Raw genomic sequence first — 19,861 nt, 5'->3', positions numbered from 1 at the left:
TTTCTGTCACCTGATAGATCAAAGTGTGATATCAATACCGAATGAAAATGTTTTACTGAATGGATACACCCGGCCATCGATATTAGCCATAGCCTGTTCGGGATCAATGTATTTGGATCGGAGTTTCGTGAATGTGAATACATTTTCACCACTTGCAAAAATCCTGAGTCCTTTTATAGCTGCTCTCCGGGTAAGCGTAGCCGGCAGAGTATACCCGATTGTTACATTTTTTAAACGCAGGTAAGCCAGGTTCTGCAGGTACCGGTTATTGGTTGCTCTTAATTCATTGTTGGAATTCAGGGCAACATATGCAAGCAGATTAGGGAAATAGGCATTTTGATTAGTGGGACTATAAATATCTTTTTCGAAGTCAGCCGGAATGAAGGAGAAATAAGGACGGGAATAAGGGCCCCAGAAACGATCAGCATTGTTACCTGGATACCAGTCCATTTTTCCAAGTCCCTGGAACAGGAAACTGAAATCGATATTATTCCAGCTTGCATTTCCACCAAAGGCATAGGAATACCTTGGGGTACTGTTTCCAATTACGCGCTGATCACCCGGATCTTTAATTGTATTGGCACCAGCACTGATCACGTTGTTGCCATCCAGGTCTACCCAGCGAAGATCTCCAGCCCGCAAGGGTATATTATTATCCAGGCGTACTCTGTTCAGGAAGCGTTGATCCACCGGATAGGTTTTGGCTTCTGCATCTGTCTTGAAGAAACCATCTGTGATATATCCCCAGATTTCGCCGATTTCTTTTCCTTTATACAGGCTATAGGTAAGTGCCGTTGGATTGTTAATTTCTTTTACAAAGGAACGGTTATCACTTAAGGCAACATTAAAACTATAGGAAAGAGGTTTATTACCGAGCACCAGTTTATTCCGGTAATTAATGGCCAGTTCAAATCCTTTTGTTTCCAATGTTGCTACGTTTTCAAGGGGCTGGGTTGCTCCATATACGTTGGGGATTTTTACACCTGCACCAAGAATATTATCGGTAATGCGAACGTATTTATCAAAGCTGATGTTCAACCGGTTTTTAAAGAAGGAAACATCTACACCGCCATTATAGGTAGTAGCAGTTTCCCATGTTAGTGTTGCAGACACCGGGTTTGCCGGATTGTAATAGTTCGCTCTTTGCCCATCAAGGATATAATCCGCCACACCGGGATTCATAGAAGAGATGTAAGGGTAACGACTGCTGATCTGCTGGTTGCCCAATGAACCGATGGAACCTCTCAGCTTGAAATCACTGACAACTCCACGAAGCGGTTCAAAGAAATTTTCTTCACTTACTCTCCAGGCAACAGACATGGAGGGGAAGAAACCCCATCTGTCTTTTTTGGGGAATCGGGAAGAGCCATCATAACGTCCATTGGTTTCAAAAATGTATTTTCCTTTATAATCATAATTAATGCGATAGAAAATTCCTACCAATGCCATTTCTGAAGAACCACCAAATACGCGCTGATCACCGGTTCCGAGATTCAGATCATTCAATTCATCAGAACTTAGATTGTTTCGTTCGCCCCGTATACGTTTATCGATATGTAGTTCCTGGTTATAACCAGCCAAGAGTTTAATGTTATGAATCCTGTTAAAACTTTTGGTATAATCAGAATAAATATTCACTACATGACGATGATTCATCTGCTGCATTTCTTTCAGCATATCCACGCTGTATTTGGGGGCGGTTTCCACTACACCCGGGTACAGGGAATAGCTGGCGGCTGTTTGTCTGTACCAACCTGGATCAGTATATAAGTTATAACTGTAGTTACCAATGATATTCCACCCTTTCATTGGCTGAATAGCCACTTCATTAATCGTAGTGATCTCATATTTTCGATCTTCTCCGCGCGTATTGCCATTAATTAACATAGCAAAAATTCCATCTCCAATATCATAATTATTCAGGCCCGTTCTGTAAGAGGCAGTACCATCCGGATTAAAAGGTGCATAAGCAGGAGAAGCATGCACGTTCACATGAATAAAGTTGGCAGAACCACCACCTTCCCTACCCTGGTAGGCATATCGGTTGGAATAGAAATTGGTGTTGTTTGAAATCCGCAACCAGGGATTGATTTTTGCAGTTATTTTGGTACGAAGAGTTTTTGAACTGTATTTATCAGTATTCATTCGCATGATACCATCCCTGGTTTTAAGGTTACCATTAATCATGTAGGATATATTTTCACTACCTCCGCTGATAGAGAGGTTATGATTTTGTCCTGCCTGCCAATCTGTAAACATGATATCCCACCAGTCGTAGTTACCATAATAGACATATTGATCTTTTCCATTTCTATTCTGAACAGTTACCCATGGGCGGGAGGGATCTTCTGTTCTGTCGTTGCGCCGTGCATAGAGTTCCTGGTAATCACGTTCGGTATATCCTGAATAACCACCTACATGTGCCAGTGCGGCATCGTTGATTCGCATCCAGTCGTATCCATTGGTAAGAAAATTAGTACTAACTGTGGGTGTGGAGTAACCGAAGTTATTATTATAGCGTAATTGGGTTTTACCTGCCTTACCTGTTTTGGTAGTAACGAGTATCACACCAAAAGCACCTCGTGCACCATAAATAGCAGCAACCGAAGCATCTTTCAGAACACTTATACTTTCTACTTCTTCCGGGTTCAACCGATCCAATGTACCTGGAACCCCATCAATGATTACCAGTGGTTCCTGAGAAACTGCATTGGATCCGCTGATAGAAGAGGCACCACGAATGTTGATACTACCCATTTGCCCGGGTGTTCCACTGGCTACACGAATGTTCAGGTTGGGAATTACACCCTGCAATAAAGAAGTCATATTGGTAACCGGACGATCTCTGAGATCATCTCCAGCTACCTGCTGAACCGCACCACTAAGGTTGATTTTTTTCTGTGTACCATATCCTACCAATACTACCTCGTCGAGTCCTTTAAGGGCAGGTTGCAACCGAACCATAATTGAATTATTCTCACCTTCACGGATAAGAAAATTATTAACATTATAGGGTGTATACCCTACATAACTGAACCGAAAATGATAGGATGCACCGGGCTTTAATTGTGGCAAAGAAAAAATTCCTTTGCCATCGGTAATAGTAGTGTATTGCTGGGTAGTATCCAGGGTATTTATGGCTGTAACGGTTACATTGGAAAGGACTGCACCTTTATCGTCCAGTACGGTTCCGGTAAGCAACCTGTTTTGCGCAATTCCTGATTGCGACTGGAACAGGAACAGCAATAAGAATATCCCCAACACCCGGAGACGATGTAGTTCTACGTTCATAGTCGTATGCTTTGATATATGTTTCTTACTTTAATGAGCCTATTTATCTTCCTGGCTCTACGGAATAAATACCACGTTTCATTTTATGCAGCTTCAATTCATTCATCCGGCAAATGACCTGAAGCATATTGATATAGGACTGATCATCTGGGATAGTGCCGGTGAAAAATAATCCCTGAATCTGTTCCTTGTTATAGATTATTCGAATTTTATGTTTTTGCTGAAGGTGATCAAACAGGTCAGCCAACGTCATTTTCCTGAAGTTTTCGCCATCGGAAGTTTTTGTAATGCTACTAGTAACAGGTACTGGCTTATTGATCAATTCTGTCTTCAGTACCGGCTTCAAATCCATTTCAGCATTGCTGTGTGCAGTAAGCAAACCGGCTATGAAATCAGTTTCAGTGGATATAGGTAATGTTCTACTTGCATCCGTTTTTATTAATGCATATCCGGTTGATTCCTGTATTACCTGCAAATCATTCATGGTACCAATAACCTGAAGTATTTGAAGGAGCGAATCCTCTTCATTAAAACTACCCGTAAAGAGGTTGGATTGAATAAGAGAGGTATCCAGCCGAATAGATTTCCCAAATCGCCGTTCCAGATTTTCAAAAACCTTACGCAAGGGAATTTTTACAAAATTGAGTGTTAATGGGTCAGCTTCAATTGCTGACTGCATTGCTTTGGGAGCTGGTATGGTTCTGATGGCGAATTGCGGAATGCTTGATACATACATACTGCCAGCCTCTCGGTTGACGCTGCATTGTTGTCCGGGAATTAGGTAAGTATCCTCAAAATCAAGTGCATAATCAATTGGTTTTACAACCACTTTCCCTTCATATAATGCAACCTGTATGGTGGATTGATTGGATGTAGCATCAACAAGAAATACCGTACCAAGCGCAGTAGTGCTGATGGAGCCGGATATCACCGTAAATGGAAGTTTCGGATTTTTTGTTACGTGGAATATGGCTTTGCCATACAATTGCAATTCCCTGCTATCCTTCATTGAAACGGGTACTACCAGGCTCGAGTGACCGAAAAGTTGAACTTTCGAGCCATCATCCAGCACAACAGCCAACTGGCCCTTACCAGTATTGATGAGCGTATCAAATAAGCGCTGCTTAACAGGTACATCGATTGGAGTAACTGCTAAAGAAGGTTGCGTAGTTTGGTTTTTGTTGACTACAAAAAGGCATACAATGGCAGTCAAAACGGATGCAGCAACTGCCCATTGTTTTACATGAACAGGTATTCGGAAGGGTTTGGTAGAGGTAAGCACTTCCTTTCGGATAGATGCTTCCACATCCAGTGGAATGGGTTGTTCTATGAGATCGTTCCATTCTGATTGGGGGAGCAATTCATCCAACAACCCGGGATTTTCCTGAAGGTACTGTTGCGCTTCAACAGCTTCTGCAGCATTCGCCTCGTTGTTGAGAAATTTTTGTATGAGTGCTTTTTTGTTCAAATCAGTGATAAGCGTACCAATATGTACGCGCGGCAATAGCGATCTCCCTATTCAAAGAAAAATAAAATGTAAAAAAGCACAAACTGAGAACTGCTCAGTGATTTTCTCAAATCACTAACTGCCTTCAGTAACTGATTGTCAACTGTTTTTATTGATATGCCAAGTGCATCTGCTATTTCTTTGTAAGAGTAACCATGTATGTGTTTGAGCTCAAATATCTTTTTTCTTTTTTCAGGTAGCTGGTTCAGTGCTGCGGACAGGGAGGACCGTAATTCAGGATTCATCTGATAAATGCCAGACTGATCGTTTGCTTCCTGGGTGGTACTGAAATGTTTGCGGTACTGTGCTTCCTTTTTTAACCAGTCCAAGTATACCTGGCGTACTTTCTGAAATAACTGCCGCTCAAAGCTGATGGCTTCGTCCAACTGCCGCCGGTAGCGCCAGAGTTTGATAAAACTCTGTTGGGTGAGATCTTTAGCTGCTTCCGGATCCTGCGTGCGTTTCAGGCAATAATGATAGACCTTTTGTTTCCATCTGTCATAGGCATCTGTAAATGCCTGGTGGTCCCCTTCTTTCAGATTTGTCAACATACGGCGCTCTCTTTAAATCGTGCAAACCTATACTTATACGCGTTCTAATTTATTGATTTAATTTTAAGAAATTATCATTATTCGATTAAAGCAGGCAAGAATCACAAAAATTGAATACTTAATCAATGGAATGGTTAAAAGCCGGATTAGGTCCCTTGGAAAAATTAATCAGTTTCTTACAGGACCGATCCAAAACAAATGATGTTCAAAAAAGAGAGTTGTTGCGGGAACTGCAACACAATCTGAATGTGTTTAAAAATGGATACATGAATCAGTTTCCGGAAGATACCATTATACAACACCTGAACAACGAAGCCATCAAAGCTGCGATCAAAGCAAATTTTAAATTCAGTAAACTCAAAGCTGGCAAAATTGAACCTTACCATATAAAAGAAGATCGCAACAAACGATATATAGGCTGGACCCTGGATCAACTCTTCGACAAGATTGATGAAAAGCTGGAGGAAGTCAGAACCCTGCAAAAAATGAATGGTGGAACTGTTAGTCAACTTAGAAACAATACGGCACTCATGTTGAGTAATTTATACTATCGCTTGAAACTGGCTGCCGACTTTATTCAATCGGATATGAAATGAAAGACAAAGCAGCAGCACTCGAAAAAATGCACCAGCAACTTTCGGCTATACATCCGATTGAGGAAACTGCCTGGCTGGACTTTCAGGCGATCTGGTCAACGGCTTCGTATAAACGAAAAGAAGTAGTAACAGCTGCAGGAGAAGTGGAGAGATATTTATATTGGGTGATTGAAGGGGTACAACGTGGATTTCATCTGCACGATCAGAAAGAAGCAACAGTAGTCTTTACCTACCCTGGCTCCTTTTCTGGTATCATTGATTCTTTTTTGCTGCAACAACCCTCCCGCTATTACCTGGAAACACTTACCAGTAGTCAGTTTTTAAGGGCATCATACCGTCAGGTGGAAGAATGCAGGTTACAGCATCCCTCCATTGCGGAAGCAATGTACAAGGCGTTGGCCTTTACCACCAGTGGCATATTGGAAAGGCAGATTGAATTAATGGTGTATTCTGCGGAAGAGAAATTCAGGACCCTGCTGAAAAGGAGTCCGCATATTTTACAACTGGTTCCTCATAAATACCTCGCTTCCTACCTTGGAATTGATGCCACTACTTTCAGTAAATTACTGGGGACGATCCGATTGGGCTAAAATCTTGGTCCAGGCAAAGATTCAGGAAGTGGCAGGCGGATAGTTTTGTGAAAAATTAATCTACATGAAAGCATTGATAGCAGCAGAACTGTTGCAGACATTGAAAGAAGAGGGACTTTATCTCCTGAACGAAGTGGAAGCCATTGGCCAGCATACACCACTAGAACTACTGGAAGCAAACGATGGTGCAGGAAGGTGGAACACCCTGCAGGTGCTGGAGCATCTCAACACCTATTACCGGTATTATATTCCACTGATTGACAGGCTGCTGGAAAAATCAACCGAACCGGCACGCACTCATTTTCAACCGGGATGGTTGGGTGGATATTTTACCAGGAGCATGTTACCTCAACAAGGGCAGGTAAAAAACAAAATGAAGGCGATGAAAAGTCATTCCCCTTCTGCCGACCTTGACAAAGAAAAAGTGGTAGGTGAGTTTTTACAGTGGCAACGGAAATTTCTGTTGATCCTGGAGAAAGCGCGTCAGAAGGATATCCAGGCCATTCGGGTTCCCATCAGTATAGCTTCCTTTATCCGGTTACGTTTGGGCGATGTATTGATGTTCATCACTGCCCACAACCAGCGCCACTGGGTGCAAATTGAACAATTGCTGGGCCGCCTGCCCGTTGCGATCGGCTAATCCTTCACCCGTCCGGTGGCACCGGACGGGTGAGGGGTTAGCGATAAATATCCAGGAGGCCATCCGGGAGTTGGACACGGAGGATTTTTTTTCGGGGATCTACCTCCAGGAGGCTGTCCTGGTGCACCGGCAGCAGGGCCTCCTTACCATTCAGATCAATTCGGCAGAGCACCTGGTGGGGCTGCTCAATTACCTCCAGCACTTCGCCGAGGTCTTCGTTTCCATTGAAAATAGTAAAACCAAGAAAAGAAATCGAAGCATGAGCCGCAGCATATTGCTGAAAGGCATCTTCTGTTAACCAGCATTCCTTACTAACCAGTTTCTGTGCAGCTTCTCGTGTAGTAACTCCTTCCAGTTGCAGGATAATCTCCTGCTCATTCTTCGCTTTGGCAGACACAATAAAATACGGCAGCAATTCACCCTTTCGCAACTCAATAAAGAGGGTTTCCAGTCCTTTTAAGGAAGTCTTTTTACCCAGGGCATGTTTGAGGATGAGTTCGCCGGAGATGCCATGAGCGGCTACCAGTTTACCAATGGAGTTGTATTTCATGTGAGATGTGAGATGTGAGACGTGAGACTCGTTAAGAGAAAAATCCCGGTAGGGGTACTACCGGGATTTGTATGAATGAGCTGGACTATTCAATTATTCTCCACCTTCCTGCTGACGAGGCTGTGGGCGGCGTGCTCCCTGGTTAGGGAAACGACGCACCTGGCGTTGCTTGCGGTGTTCGTCACTGCGCTTCTTCAATTGTGCTTCGTGCTCCTTATGCCAAACTTCAAATTTCTGCATAGCAGTCACGTCATCGAACAAGCCCAGTTTAACTCCACGCAGCAGGTGCTTCAGGTACAGAACTCCTTTGAAAGACAGGATTCGGCGTACAGTATCCGTAGGCTCAGCTCCCTTGTGCAGCCAATCAAGCGCACGCTGACGGTCCAACTGGATCGTAGCAGGAACAGTGAGGGGATTGTAAGTACCGATTTTCTGGATGAATTTACCATCTCTTGGTGCACGGGCGTCCGCCACTACTATAAAGTAGAAGGGTCTTTTCTTGGAGCCGTGACGCTGCAATCTCATTTTAACTGGCATCGTAAATAGACATTTAAATGCGTGAACAAATAGGGTTTCAAAAAATAAACGGACTGCAAAATTAACAATCCGAACGATATGAACAAACTTAATAATAATTAAGTAATTGTAAAAGATTAACGCCGACCGAAACCTCCCAATCCCGGCATCCGCCCCATCGGCATTTTATTCATCATCTTCATCATTTCCTTCATTTGCTCAAATTGCTTCATGAAGGCATTTACTTCGGTCAGGTCCTTGCCACTGCCTTTGGCAATGCGCTTGCGGCGACTACCATCAATCACATCCGGGTTGGCGCGTTCGAAGGGAGTCATTGAGTTGATCATGGCTTCAATGCCTTTAAAGGCGTCATCGCTGATATCAATATCTTTAATGGCCTTTCCCACACCGGGAATCATGCCTAACAGGTCTTTGATATTACCCATCTTCTTGATCTGCTCCAGTTGCTGCTTAAAGTCCTCAAAATCAAACTGATTCTTCCGGATTTTCTTTTCCAGTTTTTTGGCTTCGGCTTCATCAAACTGGGCCTGGGCGCGTTCTACCAGGGTGGTAATATCACCCATCCCCAGGATTCGCTGAGCCATCCGCTCGGGATAAAATACATCGAGGGTGTCTAGTTTTTCTCCCGAGGAGATAAATTTAATCGGCTTGTTAACCGTGTACTTGATCGAAAGTGCAGCACCACCGCGGGTATCACCATCCAATTTGGTCAGCACCACCCCCGAAAAATCCAGGCGATCATTGAAGGCCTTGGCAGTGTTTACGGCATCCTGACCGGTCATGGAATCCACCACAAAAAGAATTTCCTGGGGATTTACGGCTGCTTTGATATTACTAACTTCTGTCATCATCGCCTCATCCACAGCCAAACGGCCGGCGGTATCGATGATTACTACATTTTTGTTGAGGGTGCGAGCCTGGGCAACTGCCTTGCGGGCAATGTCCACCGCATCTTTATTCTCCGGTTCACTGAATACTTCCACACCAATTTGGCCACCCAGCACTTTTAACTGGTCAATCGCAGCCGGACGGTAGATATCTGCCGCCACGAGGAGGGGAGAAAATTTCTTTGATTTCAGGTAATTGGCCAGCTTGCCACTGAACGTGGTTTTACCAGAACCCTGGAGACCGGCTATCAGGATCACTGCCGGGTTGCCCTTGGCGTTTAGTTCAGCCTCTGTACCACCCATCAGTTCGGCCAGCTCATCCTTTACGATTTTCACCATAAGTTGACCAGGACTCACAGCTGTGAGTACCTTTTCTCCCATGGCTTTATCCTTGATCTTATCAGTAAATTCCTTGGCGATTTTATAGTTTACGTCGGCATCCACCAGGGCACGGCGAATATCTTTTACTGTGGCCGCCACATTGAGTTCGGTAATCCGTCCTTCGCCTTTGATCTGTTTAAAGGCTGATTCGAGCCGTTCGCTTAATGATTCAAACATATTGGTCAATTTTCACCCAAAAAATTAAGGTGAACTAATGTTCACCTTAAATCGGAATGCAAATATATTGGATGCAATTGATTAAGCGCCCAGGTAAGTGCGCAACTGTTGCGATCTGGAGTTTGTTTTGAGTTTGGTAATGGCTTTATCCTTGATCTGGCGAACCCGTTCGCGGGTAAGATTAAACTTTTCGCCGATATCTTCCAGGCTCATGGGATGATCCACCCCGATACCAAAGAAATAACAGATCACCTCTTTCTGACGTTCGGTCAGCACCTGCATGGAGCGATCCAGTTCCATCCGGAGGCTCTCATCATGCTCAACGGCTTTATCAGTACGATCTGCATTAGGGTTTTCCATCACATCCATCATGGTATTGTCTTCCCCATCGGAAAGAGGGGTATCCATGCTAACATGGCGGGATGACATACTGAGACTGGCAGCTACTTCATCGGTATCCATTTCCAGGAAAGTAGCAACCTCTTCGGCAGAAGGCTCTCTTTCGAATTCCTGCTCCAGGTGGGAGAAGGCTTTCTGGATCCGGTTGGTCAGTCCAACCTTATTAAGGGGCAGGCGTACTATCCGGCTTTGTTCAGCCAATGCCTGCAGAATACTTTGACGAATCCACCAAACCGCATAGGAAATAAACTTAAAACCACGGGTTTCATCGAAGCGCTGGGCAGCTTTGATCAGTCCCAGGTTTCCTTCATTGATAAGGTCGGGAAGGGAAAGTCCCTGGTTCTGGTATTGTTTGGATACCGAAACCACGAAACGCAGGTTTGCCCTTGTCAGGCGGTCGAGTGCGCGCTGATCACCTTGTTTAATAAGCCGGGCGAGCCGTACTTCTTCTTCAGGACCGATAAGTTCCACCTTACCTATTTCCTGGAGGTATTTTTCCAGACTCTGAGATTCCCTGTTCGTGATCGATTTGGAAATCTTTAATTGCCGCATACTCATAGGTGTGGTTTTAGGTTTTTTTCTAGAGGTTAAGTAGTTTAATGCAATAGAGAAACGTACAAATAAGAATTTTCTTGTATTAAAATTCAGTTTGCGTTCCCTATTGGAACGACTGAAATTAGGCTGGAGGTATTCGATTTCCAAAATTCCGGAGGTTAAATTGCTGAATCCCAGTGTTTTCACGGGTAGCCTGTTCAATTTTAAACCCTCTCCTCTTTAACAAAAAATACTTGGCGGATTATTTTACTGTGTCATTTAATTTTCTAACATTGCATTGATTGTATTCCTAAAGACAGATTTGAACTGGAGATGAGTAAGAAACAAATGTATACGTTAGAATATCCTGTCAGGTGTTCACCTTCCATATTGTATGAGTTTTTGAGCACCCCGGCCGGATTGCAGGAATGGTTTGCTGACAAAGTGGATGAAAGGGATCAGGTATTCAGTTTTTCCTGGAATGGTTCCGTAGATAAAGCTGAAGTTTTGGAAAGTGAGGAGAATAGTTTCATCCGTTTTCACTGGCTGCATGCACCCAAAGAAGAATTTTTTGAATTTCGGATTGAGAAATCAGAAGTAACCAACCAAACCATACTGGTGATCAATGATTTTGCCGAGAAGAAGGAAATTAAGGATCAAAGCCAGCTTTGGGGCTACCAGGTTAAAGACCTGTTTCACCGCCTGGGTAACTAAGGCCGAACCAATAACTGCATCCAACTGGAATAAGACCGGATAAAAAATTCAGGCGCCTGCTCCCAATTTTCCACGGGAAGTTGAAAGGCAAGCTTGAGGAATTCCTTTTTACATATTGACCGGTACTTTTCATCTGAAAGGGAACTTATCAGTTGTGCATTATCTGCTTCAAAATGATTTTCCCACGGAGATGCATGTACGCAGATATACAGGTCGGGCCATTGTAGGAGGTTCGAGTTGAGTACTGTTTCCTTATGGCGACCGCTAACCACCAGCGTTGAAGAAAACAGTTTTCCCCACCAGAAGAACTGCCGTATCGCCAATTGATCGGGTTCCTGGAAAACTCTTGGAAAATCCAGCATCAGCCAGGGCAGTTGCTGATATTGTTCCCCACGTGATAACTTCGGCGGAAACTGAAATACTTCCGGAGGCAGTTGTTCCCTCAGCAAACCTGCTATCTTCACTTCTTCATCACTGACGGCTCCCATCATATCTGAAATCCGGGCCAGGATCCTATTCTTCGTTAAAATAAATGCAGGATCAGTCAGTAGTACCGATTCCTCTTTGGAAAACTGTAATTTTACGCGGTCCATAGAAAATAAAGGTAGTCAGAAATCTTCCGGAGAACTGTGATAAAAAAATTAGATAAACTCATTCTGAAGGCATTTGTAGGGCCTTTTATTGCCACTTTTTTTATCACCCTTTTTGTGCTCGTACTTCAGTTTTTCTGGTTGTACATTGATGATTTTGTAGGTAAGGGACTGGATCTTGTAACCATCGGAGAAGCCATTCTTTATGTTGCAGCAACCGTTGTGCCGTTGGCCCTTCCACTGGCTGTACTGTTGTCTTCTATTATGACTTTTGGCAATCTGGGTGAAACCTTTGAGCTGGTGGCTATTAAATCTGCCGGTATTCCTTTGTTGCGATTTATGCGTCCGATCATGGTGGTAGCATTGATCCTGAGTGGTGTTGCCTTCCTGTTTAATAACTACCTGTTACCGGTATCCAACCTTAAATTGAACCGGCTGAAATATGATATCATCAATAAAAAGCCAGCATTTGATTTAAGGGAAGGTTCTTTTTATACCAATATTCCCGGTTATTCCATCAAAGTAGGTAAGAAAGAGAAAGATGACAGTACGCTTCGGGAAATCATCATCTTTGAAAAAGACTACAACCTGCAGGATAATATCATCATTGCGAATAAAGGAATTATGCGGGTGTCAGATGACAAACGTTTCCTTGAATTCAAACTGATGGATGGATGGAGATATACGGAAAGAGGAAGCAGGGTTAACACGAACACAGAGTATATCCGGTTGGGCTTTAAGGAATTTAAAAAAGTGTTTGATTTAAGTTCCTTATCCTTTAATAAAACAGAAGATAGTCTGTTCAAAGATAATTACCAGATGCTAAGTGTACGGCAATTGGATGGAGCCATTGATTCTCTCAGTAAAGTACATACGATTTTTAGAAAGAAGGTATCTGATGAAATTGGTATGTATGTGCAGTTTTACAAATACATGGATACGGCCTATACACCACTCACTACCAAAGCTACTGCTGATTCCTTACGGGATATCATCCCCGACAGTTTGCACTCTTCCATGAACGACAGGGTATTATCACAGCTCTCGATAGTAAAAAGTTCGCTTGAAATCACAAAGACCGATTACCAGAACCGGATGAAAAGTTTGCGTTTGCACAAAATGGCCTGGCATGAAAAATTTTCCATGTCGATCGCCTGCTTTGTCTTATTCCTGATCGGTGCTCCGCTTGGATCTATTATTCGTAAAGGAGGCATCGGTACTCCATTGGTTTTCGCAGTAATCTTTTTCGTGATTTTCTTTCTGCTGAATAATTTCGGTAAGAAGTTTGTGAAAGAAGATGTGATGGCACCCATATATGGTATCTGGCTGGCTACCTTTGTGCTGGTGCCAATTGGAGTATTTCTAACGTATAAGGCTATGCGGGATTCACAATTGTTCAACAAAGAATTTTATTACAGGACATTTCGCCGGTTGCGCCCTTTTCTCAGCCGGTTCAATAAAAAAAGCGGAGCTGTCCAGCCGCAATAAAATAAACAACACTGGTATGAAAAAGATTTCCCAATCACGCCGAGAATTTTTGACCACCACTTCAAAAGCTTCTCTAGCCTTAGGCATTGGAGGCAGTTTCATTGGAAGTGGATTATTGAGCTCCTGCAAAACGGCTCAAAGCAGTGGAAACAATCCTTTCCGCACCGGGTTTGAGCAGGCTCCACTCCCCTATTCCTACAGTGCACTGGAACCGGCCATTGATGCCCGCACCATGGAAATTCACCATACAAAACACGCAGCCGGATATGCAAAGAACCTGAACGATGCAGCAGTTGCAGAAGGGGTAGACAGAGGCAAACCGGTTGAGGATGTTTTGATGAACATTAAAAAATATTCAGAGAAGATGCGCAACAATGCCGGCGGGCATTATAACCATGAACTTTTCTGGAAATCCATGCGCGCTGCAAGAACCGATAATAAACCAGAAGGCACCCTCTTGAGTGCGATTGAAGGTAAGTTTAACTCCTTCGCTAATTTCAAATCCGTGTTTTCCGAGTCTGCCAAATCCCGCTTTGGTAGCGGTTGGGCATGGCTGATACTAATGAAGGACAAACAACTGATTGTAACATCTACACCCAACCAGGACAATCCCCTGATGCCGGTAGCAGGCACCCAGGGAATTCCTTTGTTGGGAATTGATGTTTGGGAACATGCCTATTACCTGAAATACCAGAACAAGCGCGCCGATTATGTCGACAACTGGTGGAGCTTGGTAAACTGGGACTATGTGGCTACCCGATATGAAACAGCCATGAAATAAATAAAAAGGCCGGTTAAGTGAAACCGGCCTTTTTATTTATTTCATTTTAACGAGTCCTTTATTATAGAGTTGTTGGTGCAGTTGATTTAATGCTGCCGGTGAGAATTTCATGATTTTCCGATCATAGGTCATCAATCCATTCGTTTCAACTTCCACATCTGTTGTTTGGGTATAAACAGCAGCAGAAAGTCCTTTTTCAATGTAATGTGGTATCACCGAAATAAATTCAGCATATCGCTTGTACAGGTCCTCTTTGTTTTTGAAACTTTGATATCCCCAATTGTTTTTGTCCTGCCAGGTATGTCCTTCTACCGGTAAACCCAGGCCACCAAATTCACCCAATACGAGAATCCTATCCGCCCCAAATAAGCTGGGTTCTGGTATAAGTGGCTCGGGGTAATTGTGCAAATCAATAATATGCCCAACCGGTTCAAAATTTCCACCGCTTGCTGTGTTTACCAGGCGAGTAGGATCTTGCTTCATGGTCCAGTTCACTATTTCAGCAGTCTTAAATTGTCCCCATGCCTCATTAAACGGTACCCATACTACAATCGAAGGGAAATTGTAGAAGTCCTGCATAATTTCCTTCCACTCCGTTTTGAATATTGCTTCTGATTCGGGTGTCCTGTTTTTATCAGTTGCTTTTCCATAGATACCCGGACGCATTTCCCAACTGTTTCCCATATCGCCGCTGGGCATATCCTGCCAAACCAGCATACCTGCCTTGTCACAATGATAGTACCAGCGAGCTGGCTCCACTTTCACATGTTTACGGATCATGTTGAAGCCCATCTCTTTGGTTTTGATGATATCAAATTTCAACGCCTCATCTGTTGGTGCAGTATATAAACCATCCGGCCACCAGCCCTGGTCAAGCGGCCCGTATTGAAATACAAACTCATTGTTCAGCAACATGCGTTGAATTCCACTCGCATCTTTTTCCATGGATATTTTACGCATGGCAAAATAAGAGCTAACAGCATCCACCGGTTTGCCATTTCTTAAGAGTGATATCTTTAAATCATACAGAACCGGATTTTCGGGTGACCATAAACGTGGGTTCTCTATAGTAAGAGTTGCAGCACCACCTGCATTTGTGAGTTGTTCTGCCAGTTTTGTCTGACCATCATAGGCAGTAATCAATACCTGATCTCCGGCACGGGCATTGGCAACCGAAGTTTCTATCTTAACCTGTTTGGCATCAATATCAGGAGTTTGCCGGGTTCCTGTGATATAGGTTTCCGGCACAGCCTCCAGCCAAACCGTTTGCCAGATGCCTGTAACCGGTGTATACCAGATACCTTCCGGATTTTTAACCTGCTTACCTCTTGGCTGAGGGCCATCGTCTGTAGGATCCCACACCCTTACAAGGATACGCTGGTTGCCTTTTTTTGTTAATGCTTTTGAAATATCAAAACTAAAGGGATCATATCCACCCTGGTGTGTACCAACACTTACATCATTTACAAAAACTTCGCATTGCCAGTCGACAGCCCCAAAATGAAGCATCACCTTTTTCCCTTTAAAAGTCGATGGAAGTGTAAAACTTCTCTCATACCACAGCAGCTTATCTTTTCCAACTGTTTTACCAACGCCCGACAAACTGGATTCAATTGCAAATGGTACCAGGATTTTTCCATCAAAAGAAGCTGGTTTTTCCTCTTTTGTTCTTTCCTGCAGCGCATAGTTCCAGAATCCATTTAAATTGGTCCAGTTGTTTCGGACCAGGTGAGGACGGGGATATTCAGCATGCGGATTAGCAATGTCTAATTTTTCCGACCAGTCCGTTTTGATTTTAGTACCGGCCGGCTTCCAGGACTCTTGTGCGGCAGTAACTAAAAAAAATACAATTCCGATCAGGCTACTGAACCAGTGTTTTAAGGTCATTTCAAATTAGTTGTAGAGGGGTTAATGTATTAAGGGATTTAAAGGCGATGCAGCTAATTCACCAGGTTCAATACCTCCTAACCATCGTTGGCGGTCATTTTCCTGGTGCTGGTTTTTGGGAGCAGTAACAGTAGCTCCATCAGCGAAATAAATAATGGTCATTACTTCACGGGTTGCGTCAGAATTATTTCCAGGAGCGGCATGTAATGTCCAGCCATAGTGCCAACTGGCATCACCACCTTCCATAAAAGAGGGCCTGGTTACAGGATAGTTCTTTTCGTTGATGTAAGATTGAAGTACTTTGTCAGATTCATCAGAGATTGCCAGGTTGTCAACTTCTCCGGCGGTATGAGAACCAGATGCAAAAGTCAGCATTCCCATCTCTTCTGAAATCGGAATCAAAGGCATCCACATAGTGATGGTATTGGTGGTATCCAGTGGCCAGTAATACTGATCCTGGTGCCAGGGTGTATGTCCGCCTCCTGCTTCTTTATACAATGCCTGGTCGTGGTACAAACGAACACGTTCTACTCCCAACAAACTGGCCGCCATTTTTGCAAATCTTCTAGCCAGAGTGAATTTTTTAACTGCCTCATCCACCTCCCATAAATTCATGATCTGCAGAAATGCCTTTCCATAAGTATCCCGGTCCTTCATATCCCTTGTTTCTGTATTATACCGATAGGCCGCATCATTGATCGCAGTCCTGTAAACAGATAACTCATCGGCACTCAGCAATCCTTTCACATGCAGGTGTCCATTTTTACGAAATGAAAGAATATCCTCAGCGGAAACAGGTATTTCATTGTCGAGGGAAGGAAGGTTCAGAACTGGCATGGCGCAATCATTTTGTTTAACAAATTACATATTATTCCCTAACCCGTGTTCCTGATCAAAAAAATGTAACGGCCTGAAAGTCCCGAATTAATAAGTCTATCTTTATCGCGACTGAATTCAATCAAACAAAGCCGCATGCAGCTTCAAAAAGAAAATTTTCGGATTCAGCAGTGGGTGGTACTGGTGGCCGTTATCCTATTTGCACTGAAAATGGCTGCCTATTATATCACCCATTCTGTTGCTATCCTTACAGATGCGCTGGAAAGCACGGTAAATGTAATTTCCGGTTTCATCGGATTGTACAGTCTCTATGTGGCAGCTAAACCCCGGGACCTGGATCATCCGTATGGACATGGGAAAGCTGAATTTATTTCAGCGGCCGTGGAAGGAACCCTGATCCTGGTAGCCGGACTGTTTATCATATACGAATGTATTCAACAGTTTATCGAACCTACCTCCCTGCATTCACTTGATAAGGGTATGATACTGGTTGCCATTGCTGGTGCCGTAAATTTTATCATGGGTGCCATCGCCATAAAAAAGGGAAAGAAAAACAATTCTCTTGCTTTGATTGCCAGTGGCAAACATTTGCAATCTGATACGTTTTCAACCATTGGCATTTTGTTGGGCATACTACTTATCTGGATTACCGAATGGCAGATGCTCGATACTATTGTCGCCTTATTGTTCAGCTTTTTTATCATCTATACCGGTTATAAAATTTTGAGGGCTTCCCTGGCAGGCATCATGGACGAAGCAGACAGAGCCTTACTAAACACCATGGTGACCCACCTCAACCAACACCGCCAGACGAATTGGGTAGATCTGCACAATCTTCGGGTGATCAAGTACGGTAGTATCCTGCATGTGGATTGTCATCTTACAGTACCCTGGTACCTCAATGTGCATGAAGCACACAAGGAAGTAGACGCACTTAGTGAAAAAATCAGAATGGAATTGGGTGACAGCATTGAACTCTTTGTTCACTCGGATGGCTGCCTCGACTTCTCCTGCCCGATCTGCACCAAAACCGATTGCCTGGTCCGGAAGCATGCTTTTGAGCGAAAAGTGGAGTGGACCCTGGACAATATCCTATCCAACCAGAAACACCAGCTTTCCACGGGTTCTGCTGCTTTGCCCAAAACCGCCTAAATTCGTGGCGCAAATTGGAGCATATGAAAGATTGGAAAAACTACCAGGACCAACATCAGGATCGTTTTTTACAGGAACTGCTTGATCTGTTGAGAATCCCCAGTATCAGTGCGCGTTCTGAAAACAAAGCCGATATGGTTAACTGCGCCGAAGCAGTGAAAGCCAGTTTGCTGGCAGCCGGTGCTTCAAAAGCAGAGCTCTATCCGACTAAGGGGCATCCCATAGTTTATGGTGAGCTCATCACGGATCCTGCAAAACCCACTGTCCTGGTATATGGCCACTATGATGTGCAGCCACCCGATCCTCTGGAACTCTGGAATAGCGGTCCCTTTGAGCCGGTTATCAAGGATGGAAAAATTTATGCTCGTGGTGCTTGTGATGATAAGGGCCAGTTTTATATGCATGTGAAGGCACTCGAAGTGATGGTGCAATCTGGAAGCCTTCCTACCAATATCAAATTTCTAATTGAGGGCGAAGAGGAAGTAGGTTCGCCCAACCTCGCTGATTTTGTAAAAGAAAATAAAGAGTTGTTAAAGGCGGATGTGATCCTGATTTCTGATACGGCTATGATCAGCCTGGATACTCCTTCAATTGATATTGGCGTACGCGGACTCTCCTATATTGAAGTAGAAGTAACCGGACCGAATCGTGACCTGCACAGTGGTGTTTATGGAGGTGCGGTTGCCAATCCGATTACCATCCTGGCAAAAATGATTGCCTCTTTGCACGATGAGAACAATCATATCACTATACCCGGATTTTATGAGGATGTAGTAGAAGCTACTCCCGCAGAGCGTAACCTGATGGCGGAAGCTCCATTTGATGAGCAGGAGTACAAACAGGACCTCGGTGTTGCTGAACTCTGGGGTGAAAAAGGATTTACCACCAATGAACGCACGGGTATTCGTCCCACCCTGGAACTCAATGGCATCTGGGGAGGTTATACCGGTGAAGGAGCCAAAACGGTGTTACCTTCCAAAGCCTTTGCGAAAATCTCCTGTCGCCTGGTACCCAACCAGGACTCCAATAAAATAACCGATCTGCTGATTAACCACCTGCAGACGATTGCACCACCCTATGTAACTGTAAAAGCGAGTTTACATCACGGAGGTGAGCCTTATATGACCCCGATCGATTCAAAGGAATACCGGGCTGCTGCAAAAGCGATTGAAACTACCTTTGGCAAATCTCCGATCCCGGTGCGCGGTGGCGGCAGTATTCCCATCTGTGCATTGTTTGAAAAGGAATTGGGACTGAAGATTATTTTCCTTGGATTTGGGCTGGATAGTGATAATCTGCACTCTCCCAACGAGAAATATGATCTCGCGAACTTTTACAAAGGCATTGAAACCATACCCTATTTCCACCAGTATTTGTCTGAAGTAAGCAATGAAGGTTCGAATTGATAAATATCTCTGGGCCATCCGGATTTTCAAGACCCGGGGACTGGCTGCTGAAGCGCTTGACAAGGGTCGGGTGAAATTGAATGGGGTATCTGTAAAAGCATCGCGATCAGTAGTTGTGGGAGATGAATATGAAATCCGGACGGAAGCCCGGAAATGGGTAATAAAAGTAACAGCTCTACTGGAAAACCGGGTTGCCTATCCCGAAGCCATCAAACATTATGAAGATCTGACACCACCGGAGGAACTGGAAAGAATCCAGTTCCAGGCGGCCAGCTTTTATACCGGCAAACGATTGAGCAAAACAGGCCGTCCCACCAAAAAAGACCGCCGCGATCTGGATGAGTTTACTGGTGAGTAAACCCATCA

At 44.0% G+C, this 19,861-nt stretch carries 19 protein-coding genes; 9 read left to right on the top strand and 10 right to left on the bottom strand.

The genetic code is table 11. From position 1 onward, the window contains the following. Positions 1-18: 18 nt before the first annotated feature. From MD536_RS18005 to MD536_RS17995, 3 genes are read right to left on the bottom strand one after another with little or no spacing between them, the layout of a single operon-like run. On the bottom strand, positions 19-3,291 hold the full coding sequence (locus tag MD536_RS18005) for a SusC/RagA family TonB-linked outer membrane protein (RefSeq protein ID WP_239602666.1): 3,273 nt from the start codon (positions 3,289-3,291) through the stop codon (positions 19-21). A 43-nt stretch (positions 3,292-3,334) separates the two neighbouring features. Continuing rightward, the gene (locus MD536_RS18000) at positions 3,335-4,759 is read right to left on the bottom strand and encodes a FecR family protein (protein ID WP_239602664.1); all 1,425 of its coding nucleotides are present in this window, start codon (positions 4,757-4,759) and stop codon (positions 3,335-3,337) included. 47 nt (positions 4,760-4,806) lie between these two features. Continuing rightward, complete coding sequence (locus MD536_RS17995) at positions 4,807-5,349, bottom strand: RNA polymerase sigma factor (protein WP_239602662.1); 543 nt, start codon at positions 5,347-5,349, stop codon at positions 4,807-4,809. Positions 5,350-5,474: 125 nt separating this feature from the next. On the opposite strand from MD536_RS17995, the gene MD536_RS17990 reads away from it, so the two are divergent. From MD536_RS17990 to MD536_RS17980, 3 genes are all read left to right on the top strand, one after another. Continuing rightward, positions 5,475-5,945 carry a hypothetical protein gene (locus MD536_RS17990; protein ID WP_239602660.1) on the top strand — a complete coding sequence of 157 codons (471 nt, stop codon included), beginning with the start codon at positions 5,475-5,477 and terminating at the stop codon, positions 5,943-5,945. Then, positions 5,942-6,535 (top strand): Crp/Fnr family transcriptional regulator, encoded by a 594-nt coding sequence (locus MD536_RS17985; RefSeq protein WP_239602658.1) that lies wholly within the window; start codon positions 5,942-5,944, stop codon positions 6,533-6,535. Before MD536_RS17990 ends, MD536_RS17985 begins: the two co-directional genes overlap by 4 nt. A gap of 64 nt (positions 6,536-6,599) precedes the next feature. Beyond that, entirely contained in the window at positions 6,600-7,175 is a 576-nt protein-coding gene (locus MD536_RS17980) for a DinB family protein (protein ID WP_239602657.1), read from the top strand. Positions 7,176-7,212: 37 nt separating this feature from the next. Here MD536_RS17980 and rimM read toward each other — a convergent pair whose 3' ends face one another. From rimM to MD536_RS17960, 4 genes are all read right to left on the bottom strand, one after another. Further along, positions 7,213-7,725, bottom strand: a complete 513-nt coding sequence (gene rimM, locus MD536_RS17975; protein WP_239602655.1) for a ribosome maturation factor RimM — start codon at positions 7,723-7,725, stop codon at positions 7,213-7,215. Between the two features lie 93 nt (positions 7,726-7,818). Then, positions 7,819-8,262: a 30S ribosomal protein S16 gene (gene rpsP / locus MD536_RS22105; protein WP_289623302.1), complete on the bottom strand. Its 444-nt coding sequence runs from the start codon at positions 8,260-8,262 to the stop codon at positions 7,819-7,821. A 116-nt stretch (positions 8,263-8,378) separates the two neighbouring features. Beyond that, positions 8,379-9,707, bottom strand: a complete 1,329-nt coding sequence (gene ffh / locus MD536_RS17965; protein ID WP_234864773.1) for a signal recognition particle protein — start codon at positions 9,705-9,707, stop codon at positions 8,379-8,381. Positions 9,708-9,788: 81 nt separating this feature from the next. After that, the gene (locus MD536_RS17960; RefSeq protein WP_239602653.1) at positions 9,789-10,664 is read right to left on the bottom strand and encodes a sigma-70 family RNA polymerase sigma factor; all 876 of its coding nucleotides are present in this window, start codon (positions 10,662-10,664) and stop codon (positions 9,789-9,791) included. A gap of 309 nt (positions 10,665-10,973) precedes the next feature. On the opposite strand from MD536_RS17960, the gene MD536_RS17955 reads away from it, so the two are divergent. Beyond that, positions 10,974-11,354: an START-like domain-containing protein gene (locus MD536_RS17955; RefSeq protein ID WP_239602651.1), complete on the top strand. Its 381-nt coding sequence runs from the start codon at positions 10,974-10,976 to the stop codon at positions 11,352-11,354. Here the strand turns inward: MD536_RS17955 and MD536_RS17950 are convergent. Continuing rightward, positions 11,351-11,947 carry a hypothetical protein gene (locus MD536_RS17950; protein ID WP_239602649.1) on the bottom strand — a complete coding sequence of 199 codons (597 nt, stop codon included), beginning with the start codon at positions 11,945-11,947 and terminating at the stop codon, positions 11,351-11,353. The two genes, MD536_RS17955 and MD536_RS17950, sit on opposite strands and share 4 nt — an antisense overlap. A 36-nt stretch (positions 11,948-11,983) precedes the next feature. On the opposite strand from MD536_RS17950, the gene MD536_RS17945 reads away from it, so the two are divergent. Both MD536_RS17945 and MD536_RS17940 read left to right on the top strand, forming a co-directional pair. Next, positions 11,984-13,432, top strand: coding sequence for an LptF/LptG family permease (locus MD536_RS17945; protein ID WP_239602647.1), 1,449 nt, complete (start codon positions 11,984-11,986; stop codon positions 13,430-13,432). Between the two features lie 16 nt (positions 13,433-13,448). Further along, positions 13,449-14,213 carry a superoxide dismutase gene (locus MD536_RS17940; protein WP_239602645.1) on the top strand — a complete coding sequence of 255 codons (765 nt, stop codon included), beginning with the start codon at positions 13,449-13,451 and terminating at the stop codon, positions 14,211-14,213. 36 nt (positions 14,214-14,249) lie between these two features. Here MD536_RS17940 and MD536_RS17935 read toward each other — a convergent pair whose 3' ends face one another. Both MD536_RS17935 and MD536_RS17930 read right to left on the bottom strand, forming a co-directional pair. Further along, a complete protein-coding gene (locus MD536_RS17935) occupies positions 14,250-16,100 on the bottom strand; it encodes a glycoside hydrolase family 2 protein (RefSeq protein ID WP_239602643.1) in 1,851 nt (616 codons plus the stop codon). A 21-nt stretch (positions 16,101-16,121) separates the two neighbouring features. Continuing rightward, positions 16,122-16,937, bottom strand: a complete 816-nt coding sequence (locus MD536_RS17930) for a phytanoyl-CoA dioxygenase family protein (protein ID WP_239602641.1) — start codon at positions 16,935-16,937, stop codon at positions 16,122-16,124. Between the two features lie 135 nt (positions 16,938-17,072). Here MD536_RS17930 and MD536_RS17925 point away from each other — a divergent pair, with 135 nt between their 5' ends. The 3 genes from MD536_RS17925 to MD536_RS17915 are packed head-to-tail and all read left to right on the top strand — an operon-like array spanning position 17,073 to position 19,853. Further along, positions 17,073-18,089 carry a cation diffusion facilitator family transporter gene (locus MD536_RS17925; protein ID WP_239602640.1) on the top strand — a complete coding sequence of 339 codons (1,017 nt, stop codon included), beginning with the start codon at positions 17,073-17,075 and terminating at the stop codon, positions 18,087-18,089. Positions 18,090-18,112: 23 nt separating this feature from the next. Beyond that, complete coding sequence (locus MD536_RS17920) at positions 18,113-19,495, top strand: dipeptidase (protein ID WP_239602638.1); 1,383 nt, start codon at positions 18,113-18,115, stop codon at positions 19,493-19,495. After that, positions 19,479-19,853 carry an RNA-binding S4 domain-containing protein gene (locus tag MD536_RS17915; RefSeq protein ID WP_239602637.1) on the top strand — a complete coding sequence of 125 codons (375 nt, stop codon included), beginning with the start codon at positions 19,479-19,481 and terminating at the stop codon, positions 19,851-19,853. The genes MD536_RS17920 and MD536_RS17915 overlap by 17 nt, the downstream gene beginning before the upstream one ends. Positions 19,854-19,861: the final 8 nt, after the last annotated feature.

Source organism: Flavihumibacter cheonanensis (assembly GCF_022352215.1).
GTDB lineage: Bacteria > Bacteroidota > Bacteroidia > Chitinophagales > Chitinophagaceae > Flavihumibacter > Flavihumibacter cheonanensis.
Note: the sequence above shows the minus strand (reverse complement) of the source record. Positions and strands in the feature narration are given on the sequence as shown.

Bases quoted from the DNA above. Each gene is read 5' to 3' on its own strand.
- MD536_RS18005 (WP_239602666.1), bottom strand. From the start codon at position 3,291: ATGAACGTAGAACTACATCGTCTCCGGGTGTTGGGGATATTCTTATTG.
- MD536_RS17995 (WP_239602662.1), bottom strand. From the start codon at position 5,349: ATGTTGACAAATCTGAAAGAAGGGGACCACCAGGCATTTACAGATGCC.
- MD536_RS17990 (WP_239602660.1), top strand. From the start codon at position 5,475: ATGGAATGGTTAAAAGCCGGATTAGGTCCCTTGGAAAAATTAATCAGT.
- MD536_RS17985 (WP_239602658.1), top strand. From the start codon at position 5,942: ATGAAAGACAAAGCAGCAGCACTCGAAAAAATGCACCAGCAACTTTCG.
- MD536_RS17980 (WP_239602657.1), top strand. From the start codon at position 6,600: ATGAAAGCATTGATAGCAGCAGAACTGTTGCAGACATTGAAAGAAGAG.
- rimM (WP_239602655.1), bottom strand. From the start codon at position 7,725: ATGAAATACAACTCCATTGGTAAACTGGTAGCCGCTCATGGCATCTCC.
- rpsP (WP_289623302.1), bottom strand. From the start codon at position 8,262: ATGCCAGTTAAAATGAGATTGCAGCGTCACGGCTCCAAGAAAAGACCC.
- ffh (WP_234864773.1), bottom strand. From the start codon at position 9,707: ATGTTTGAATCATTAAGCGAACGGCTCGAATCAGCCTTTAAACAGATC.
- MD536_RS17960 (WP_239602653.1), bottom strand. From the start codon at position 10,664: ATGAGTATGCGGCAATTAAAGATTTCCAAATCGATCACGAACAGGGAA.
- MD536_RS17955 (WP_239602651.1), top strand. From the start codon at position 10,974: ATGAGTAAGAAACAAATGTATACGTTAGAATATCCTGTCAGGTGTTCA.
- MD536_RS17950 (WP_239602649.1), bottom strand. From the start codon at position 11,947: ATGGACCGCGTAAAATTACAGTTTTCCAAAGAGGAATCGGTACTACTG.
- MD536_RS17940 (WP_239602645.1), top strand. From the start codon at position 13,449: ATGAAAAAGATTTCCCAATCACGCCGAGAATTTTTGACCACCACTTCA.
- MD536_RS17935 (WP_239602643.1), bottom strand. From the start codon at position 16,100: ATGACCTTAAAACACTGGTTCAGTAGCCTGATCGGAATTGTATTTTTT.
- MD536_RS17930 (WP_239602641.1), bottom strand. From the start codon at position 16,937: ATGCCAGTTCTGAACCTTCCTTCCCTCGACAATGAAATACCTGTTTCC.
- MD536_RS17925 (WP_239602640.1), top strand. From the start codon at position 17,073: ATGCAGCTTCAAAAAGAAAATTTTCGGATTCAGCAGTGGGTGGTACTG.
- MD536_RS17920 (WP_239602638.1), top strand. From the start codon at position 18,113: ATGAAAGATTGGAAAAACTACCAGGACCAACATCAGGATCGTTTTTTA.
- MD536_RS17915 (WP_239602637.1), top strand. From the start codon at position 19,479: ATGAAGGTTCGAATTGATAAATATCTCTGGGCCATCCGGATTTTCAAG.